Genomic DNA, 6450 nt, shown 5'->3' with positions numbered 1-6450 from the left:
GGCGGAGCCCCCAGGGACGCCGGCCCCCGCCCACCCGCACCGTCACAGACGTGGGTCCACCGGTTCCGACTCCAACGCCAGTACCCCGAACACCGCCTCGTGGACTCGCCACAGTGGCTCACCCTCGGCCAGCCTGTCGAGGGCCTCCAGACCCAGCGCGTACTCCCGCAGCGCGAGCGAGCGCTTGTGGTTCAGGAAACGGCCGCGCAGGCGGGTGAGGTTGTCGGGGCGCGTGTACTCGGGGCCGTAGATGATCCGCAGGTACTCGCGGCCACGGCACTTGATGCCCGGCTGGACCAGTCGGCCCGTTTCGCCGCGCACCACCGCGCCCACCGGCTTGACGACCATGCCCTCGCCGCCCCGACCGGTCATCTCCAGCCACCAGTCGACGCCCGCCCGGATCGACTCCGGGTCGCCGGTGTCGACGTACAGACGGCGCGTGGTCTGCAGCAGACCCGTACTGTCGTGCTCCACCAGCCGGTCCAGCAGGGCGAGTTGCTCGTCGTGCGGGAGTGCGGCGAGGCTGCGGCCCTGGACCGCGAGGAACTGGAACGGGGCCAGGCGGACGCCGTCGAGGCCGTCCGTGGTCCAGCAGTAGCGCCGGTACGCGTCCGTGAACGCCGAGGCGTCGGCGGCCCGTTCGCGCTGCCGGGAAACGAGCTCCGTCACGTCGACGCCCCTTCCGGCGGCGCCTTCCAGCGCGGCCAGCGCACCCGGGAACACCGCCCCGGCCGCCGCGCCGACCGCCGCGTACTGACCGCGCAGCAGCCCGGACGCCTTCAGCGACCATGGCATCAACTCCGCGTCCAGCAGCAGCCAGTCCGTCTCCAACTCCGCCCACAGACCCGACTCGTCCAGCGCCGTCCGAAGACGGCCCAGGATCTCCTCCGTGACCGTCGCGTCGTCGAAGAACGGGCGACCCGTGCGCGTGTACAGCGATCCCGTCGGGCCGTCCACGCCGAACCGCTTGGCCGCCGTCTCCGCGTCCCGGCACACCAGCACCACCGCCCGCGAGCCCATGTGCTTCTCCTCGCACACGACCCGCGCGACCCCGTCGTCCTTGTACTGCGCGAACGCCTCCGCCGGGTGCTCCAGGTAGCCGTCCACCCGCGAGGTCGCCGTCGGCGCCATCGTCGGCGGCAGGTACGGCAGCAGGCGCGGGTCGACCGCGAAGCGGCTCATGACCTCCAGGGCCGCCGCCGCGTTCTCCTCACGGACCGACACCCGGCCCGCGTGCCGGGTCTCCACCACCCGGCGGCCGTGCACGTCCGCCAGGTCGAGCGGGCGGCCGTCGTGGCCGCCGGGCGCCTCCGTGAGCAGCGGGCGGGTCGGCTCGTACCAGACCTGCTCGGCCGGTACGTCGACCAGCTCCCGCTCCGGCCAGCGCAGCGCGGTCAGCTTGCCGCCGAAGACGGCACCCGTGTCCAGGCAGATCGTGTTGTTCAACCAACTGGCGTCCGGGACCGGGGTGTGACCATAGACAACCGCCGCGCGGCCCCGGTAGTCCTCGGCCCACGGGTAGCGCACCGGCAGGCCGAACTCGTCGGTCTCGCCGGTCGTGTCGCCGTACAGCGCGTGCGAGCGGACCCGGCCGGAGGTGCGGCCGTGGTACTTCTCGGGCAGGCCGGCGTGGCAGACGACCAGCCGGCCGCCGTCGAGGACGTAGTGGCTGACGAGTCCGTCGATGAACTCCCTCACCTGGGCGCGGAATTCGTCGGTCTGGCCCTCCATCTGCTCGATGGTCTCGGCCAGGCCGTGGGTGTGCTGGACCTTGCGGCCCTTGAGGTATCGGCCGTACTTGTTCTCGTGGTTGCCCGGTACGCACAGTGCGTTGCCCGACCCGACCATGGACATCACGCGGCGCAGCACGCCGGGCGAGTCGGGGCCGCGGTCGACGAGGTCGCCGACGAAGACGGCCGTGCGGCCCGCCGGGTGGACTCCGTCGTCGTAGCCCAACTTGCCGAGCAGGGTCTCCAGTTCGGCGGCGCAGCCGTGGATGTCGCCGACGATGTCGAAGGGGCCGGTGAGGTGGGTCAGGTCGTTGAAGCGCTTCTCGGTGACGATCGTGGCGTTCTCGATGTCCTCGACGCCGCGCAGGATGTGCACCTTGCGGAAGCCCTCGCGCTCCAGGCTCCGCAGGGAGCGCCGGAGTTCGCGGGTGTGACGGGTGATCACACGGCGCGGCATGTCGGCGCGGTCGGAGCGCGTGGCGTTGCGCTCGGCGCACACCTCCTCCGGTACGTCGAGCACGATGGCGATGGGCAGGACGTCGTACTGCTTTGCCAGGTCGATCAGTTGGCGTCGGCTGTCCTGCTGCACGCTGGTGGCGTCGACGACCGTGCGGCGGCCGGCGGCGAGGCGCTTGCCGGCGATGTAGTGCAGGACGTCGAAGGCGTCGCGGGTGGCGCTCTGGTCGTTCTCGTCGTCGGAGACCAGGCCCCGGCAGAAGTCCGAGGAGATGATCTCGGTCGGCTTGAAGTGGCGGTGCGCGAAGGTGGACTTGCCGGAGCCGGAGGCGCCGATCAGCACCACGAGGGAGAGGTCGGTGACGGGCAGCACTCGCCCCTTGTTCTGCGTCTCGGTCATGCCGCCTTCGCCTCCTTCGTGGTCGCCTGCTTGGCCGTGCTCATGGAAAAGATCGCCATCTGGGTGGGCGGGCCCACCTCGGGGTCGTCGGGTCCGACCTGTACGAACTCGACGTCGTAGCCGTGCCGTTGGGCCACTTTCGCCGCCCACTCCGCGAACTCCGCGCGGGTCCACTCGAAGCGGTGGTCGCTGTGCCGGACATGTCCGGCGGGGAGGGTCTCCCAGCGGACGTTGTACTCGACGTTCGGTGTGGTGACGAGGACCGTCCTGGGGCGGGCGGCGCCGAACACCGCGTACTCCAGCGCCGGCAGCCGGGGCAGGTCGAGGTGCTCGACGACCTCGCTGAGCACGGCGGCGTCGTAGCCCTTGAGGCGGTTGTCGGTGTAGGCGAGCGAGCTCTGGAAGAGCTGGACGCGCGAGGACTGCCGCTCCCCCATGCGGTCGAGCTTGAGGCGGCGGGCGGCGATGGTGAGCGCGCGCATCGACACGTCGACGCCGACGATCTCCGTGAACCGGGTGTCCTTGAGCAGCGTCTGCACCAACTGGCCCTGTCCGCAGCCGAGATCGAGCACACGGGTGGCGCCGGACGCCTTGAGCGCCTCGACGATCGCGTCCCGGCGCTGCACGGCGAGCGGCGTCGGCTTCTCCTCGGTCTCCGTCTCCGGCTCGACGGCGTTGTCGATCTCCTCGACCTCGCTGTCGTCGGCCTCGGCGAGCCGTACCAGTTCCAGTCGCTCCATGGCCTCCCGGGTGAGGGACCAACGGCGGGACAGATAGCGGCTGGTGATGAGCTTCTGCTCCGGGTGCGCGGGCAGCCAGCCCTCGCCGGCCCGCAGCAGTTTGTCGACCTCGTCGGGGGCCACCCAGTAGTGCTTGGCGTCGTCGAGGACCGGGAGCAGGACGTACAGGTGGCGCAACGCCTCGGCGAGGGTCAGCGTCTCCGACTCCAGTACGAGGCTCACGTACCGCGAGTCGCCCCACTCGGGGAACTCGGCGTCCAGCGCGACCGGTCGGGCGGTGACCGTCCAGCCGAGGGGTGCGAAGAGCTTCTGTACGAGGTCGGTGCCGCCTCTGGCGGGCAGTGCGGGTACCTCGATGCGCAGGGGCAGTGGCCGGGCGGCGCGCTCGGGGCGGGCGTTGCAGACGCCGCGCATGGCGCTGGAGAAGACCGCGCTGAGGGCGACGGCGAGCAGTGAAGAGGCCGCGTACGGACGGTCGTTGACGTACTGCGCGAGCGCCGCGTCGGGTGCTCCGCCGCGCCCCTTGCCCTTGCCGCGCCGGACCAGTGCCACCGCGTCGACCTCCAGCAACAGCGCCGCCGTGCAGCGCCCGGGATCCGCCTCGGGGTAGAGGACGTACGCCTGGCCGTAGGACGTGGAGAACGCCTGCGCCTTCTCGGGATGCTTGTGCAGCAGGAACCCGAGGTCGGTGGCGGGGAGTTCGGGGGTGCCGGTGGTACTGATCGTCAGGAACATGCGGAGGACCTCTCCGACGGGTGGATGAGTGCGGTGCCGTACGTGCGGGAGCCCCCGGGGTCGGTGACACCGGGGGCTCGGCAGGACGACCGCCCCACCTTCGCACAGGGCGGGCGAGCTGCGCCTTCGGTTATCGTGCCGGGTTCCCGGCCAGGCGTTCCACCGTCGTGACCGTCTGGTCGACGATCGTGTCGAAGAGGCGGGCGTGGGCGGCGGGGAGGTCGGCGAAGAGGGCGCGCAGGGCGTCCGCCGTGGGGTCGGGGGCGGGGATGTCGTCGAGGAGGGCCGTCATCTCCTCGTCGGGTCTGCGGTAGCCCTCGTAGACGGCGTGGCCGATCATCGTGGACGAGATGAGGGTCACGGCGAGGGCCAGATCCTCGGCGGAGAGGCCGGCGGGGGTGAGGATCTCGCGCAGCCGGGTCAGGCCGGGGATCCAGGCGGGGTGCCGGGTCGTCGTCATGTACGGCATGAGCTGCGGGTAGGGGCGGAGGTTGGCCTGCCCGGCGCGCATCCAGGCGCGGAGCCGGTCGGGCCAGGGTCCCTCGGGGATGGGGTCGCGCCGCATGGCCTCCAGGACGTGGTCGGCGGTGGCCTGGAGGAGGGCGTCGCGGTCCGGGAAGTAGCGGTAGAGGGCCATGGGGGCGGCGCCGACGACGTCGGCGACCCGCTTGATGGTGAGGGAGACGGCCGGTTCGGCGAGCAGTACCTCGACCGCGCCCTCGACGATCCGCTCCCGTGACAGCCGGGGCGGGCGCCCCCTGCCCCGGCGGCCGGAACCCGTCGCCACCTGCGTCATCCGTTACGCCTCTCCGTCCGCGACAGCCGTGCCCGGACAGGGGAAGGCTACCGCTCCGGCACTTTCCGGGCCGGGCTCCCATCATTTTGCGTATGGCGTACGAAAAACATGCCAGACTCGTTTCGTTCAGCCCCGTGTCTCGCACGCATCAGCCGGAGGCTTCGCCATGTCCGCGTCCGCCATCCCCACCCCGACCGCAGAGGGGGCCGGGCGCTCCGGCGCCGTCGTCTGGGTCCTTGCCCTCGGTGGGATCACCGTCTCGCTGATGCAGACGCTGATCATCCCGATCGTTCCCGAACTGCCGAAACTGCTGAACTCCTCGCCGTCCGACGCCACTTGGGCGATCACCGCGACCCTGCTCGCCGGTGCCGTCGCCAACCCGGTGGTGGGGCGGCTCGGGGACATGTACGGCAAGCGGCGGATGCTGCTGCTCAACCTCGTTCTGCTGATAGCGGGTTCGGTGGTCGGCGCGCTCAGCGACTCGCTCGCCCCGATGATCGTCGGACGGGCGCTCCAGGGCTTCTCGATGGCGGTCATCCCGCTCGGGATCAGCATCATGCGCGACGAACTCCCGCCGGAGCGGCTGGGATCGGCGACCGCGCTGATGAGTGCGTCGCTGGGTGTGGGCGGTGCGCTGGGGCTGCCGACGGCCGCTTTCATCGCCGAAAAGGCGGACTGGCATGTGCTGTTCTGGACGGCGGCGGTGCTCGGTGCCGTCGTGACCGCGCTCGTCGTGGCGCTCGTACCGGAGTCGGCGGTGCGCAGCGGAGGCCGGTTCGACGTCGTGGGCGGCGTCGGGATGTCGATCGGTCTGGTGTGTCTGCTGCTCGCCGTCTCCAAGGGGGCGGACTGGGGCTGGGGCAGCGGGACGACGACGGGTCTGTTCGCCGTGGCCGTCGCGGTGCTGCTGGTGTGGGGCTGGTGGGAGCTGCGCATCGACCGGCCGCTGGTCGATCTGCGGACCAGCGCGCGGCGTCAGGTGCTGCTGACCAACCTCGCGTCCGTGGTGTTCGGCTTCGCCATGTTCGCGATGTCGCTGGCCGTGCCGCAACTGCTCCAACTGCCCACGCTCACCGGCTACGGCCTCGGCCAGACCGTGCTCGCGGCGGGCCTCACGCTCGGCCCCTCGGGCCTGGTGATGATGGCCACGGCGCCGCTGTCCGCCCGGATCTCGGCGGCGGCCGGTCCCAAGGTCACCCTCATGCTGGGCGCGTTCGTCGTGGCCGCCGGATACGGCCTCGGCGTGGTCATGCTGGCCGCGGTCTGGCAGGTCGTCGTGGTGTGCTGCGTGATCTCCGCCGGGGTCGGCTTCGCCTACGGCGCGATGCCCGCGCTGATCATGGGGGCGGTGCCGCTGTCCGAGACGGCCGCCGCGAACAGCCTCAACAGCCTGATGCGGTCCATCGGTACGTCCGCCTCCAGCGCCGTCGCCGGAGTCGTGCTGGCGCACATGACGACGACGTTCGGCTCGCTGACGGTCCCCTCCCACAACGGTTTCCGCGTGATCATGGGCATCGGTTCGGCGGCGGCCCTGGCGGCCCTCGCACTGGCCGCGTTCCTCCCGGGCCGGCCGCCGGCCCGGGAGGAACGCGG

Annotated in this window: 4 protein-coding genes; 1 reads left to right on the top strand and 3 read right to left on the bottom strand. The window is 71.5% G+C overall.

The genetic code is table 11. The features are described 5' to 3' along the window. Positions 1-42: 42 nt before the first annotated feature. The 3 genes from JHN45_RS51045 to JHN45_RS51035 all read right to left on the bottom strand — a co-directional run bounded on the left by JHN45_RS51045 (position 43) and on the right by JHN45_RS51035 (position 4857). Positions 43-2586, bottom strand: a complete 2544-nt coding sequence (locus tag JHN45_RS51045; protein ID WP_200717331.1) for a polynucleotide kinase-phosphatase — start codon at positions 2584-2586, stop codon at positions 43-45. After that, complete coding sequence (locus JHN45_RS51040; protein ID WP_201056310.1) at positions 2583-4061, bottom strand: 3' terminal RNA ribose 2'-O-methyltransferase Hen1; 1479 nt, start codon at positions 4059-4061, stop codon at positions 2583-2585. Before JHN45_RS51040 ends, JHN45_RS51045 begins: the two co-directional genes overlap by 4 nt. A gap of 130 nt (positions 4062-4191) precedes the next feature. Next, complete coding sequence (locus tag JHN45_RS51035) at positions 4192-4857, bottom strand: TetR/AcrR family transcriptional regulator (RefSeq protein ID WP_201056309.1); 666 nt, start codon at positions 4855-4857, stop codon at positions 4192-4194. A 166-nt stretch (positions 4858-5023) separates the two neighbouring features. Here JHN45_RS51035 and JHN45_RS51030 point away from each other — a divergent pair. Continuing rightward, a partial coding sequence (locus JHN45_RS51030; protein ID WP_201056308.1) for an MFS transporter occupies positions 5024-6450 on the top strand: 1427 nt, incomplete at its 3' end.

Source organism: Streptomyces sp. MBT53 (genome assembly GCF_016654115.1).
Lineage (GTDB): Bacteria > Actinomycetota > Actinomycetes > Streptomycetales > Streptomycetaceae > Streptomyces.
The sequence above is the reverse complement of the archived record's forward strand: the minus strand, read 5'-3'. Positions and strand labels throughout refer to the sequence as shown.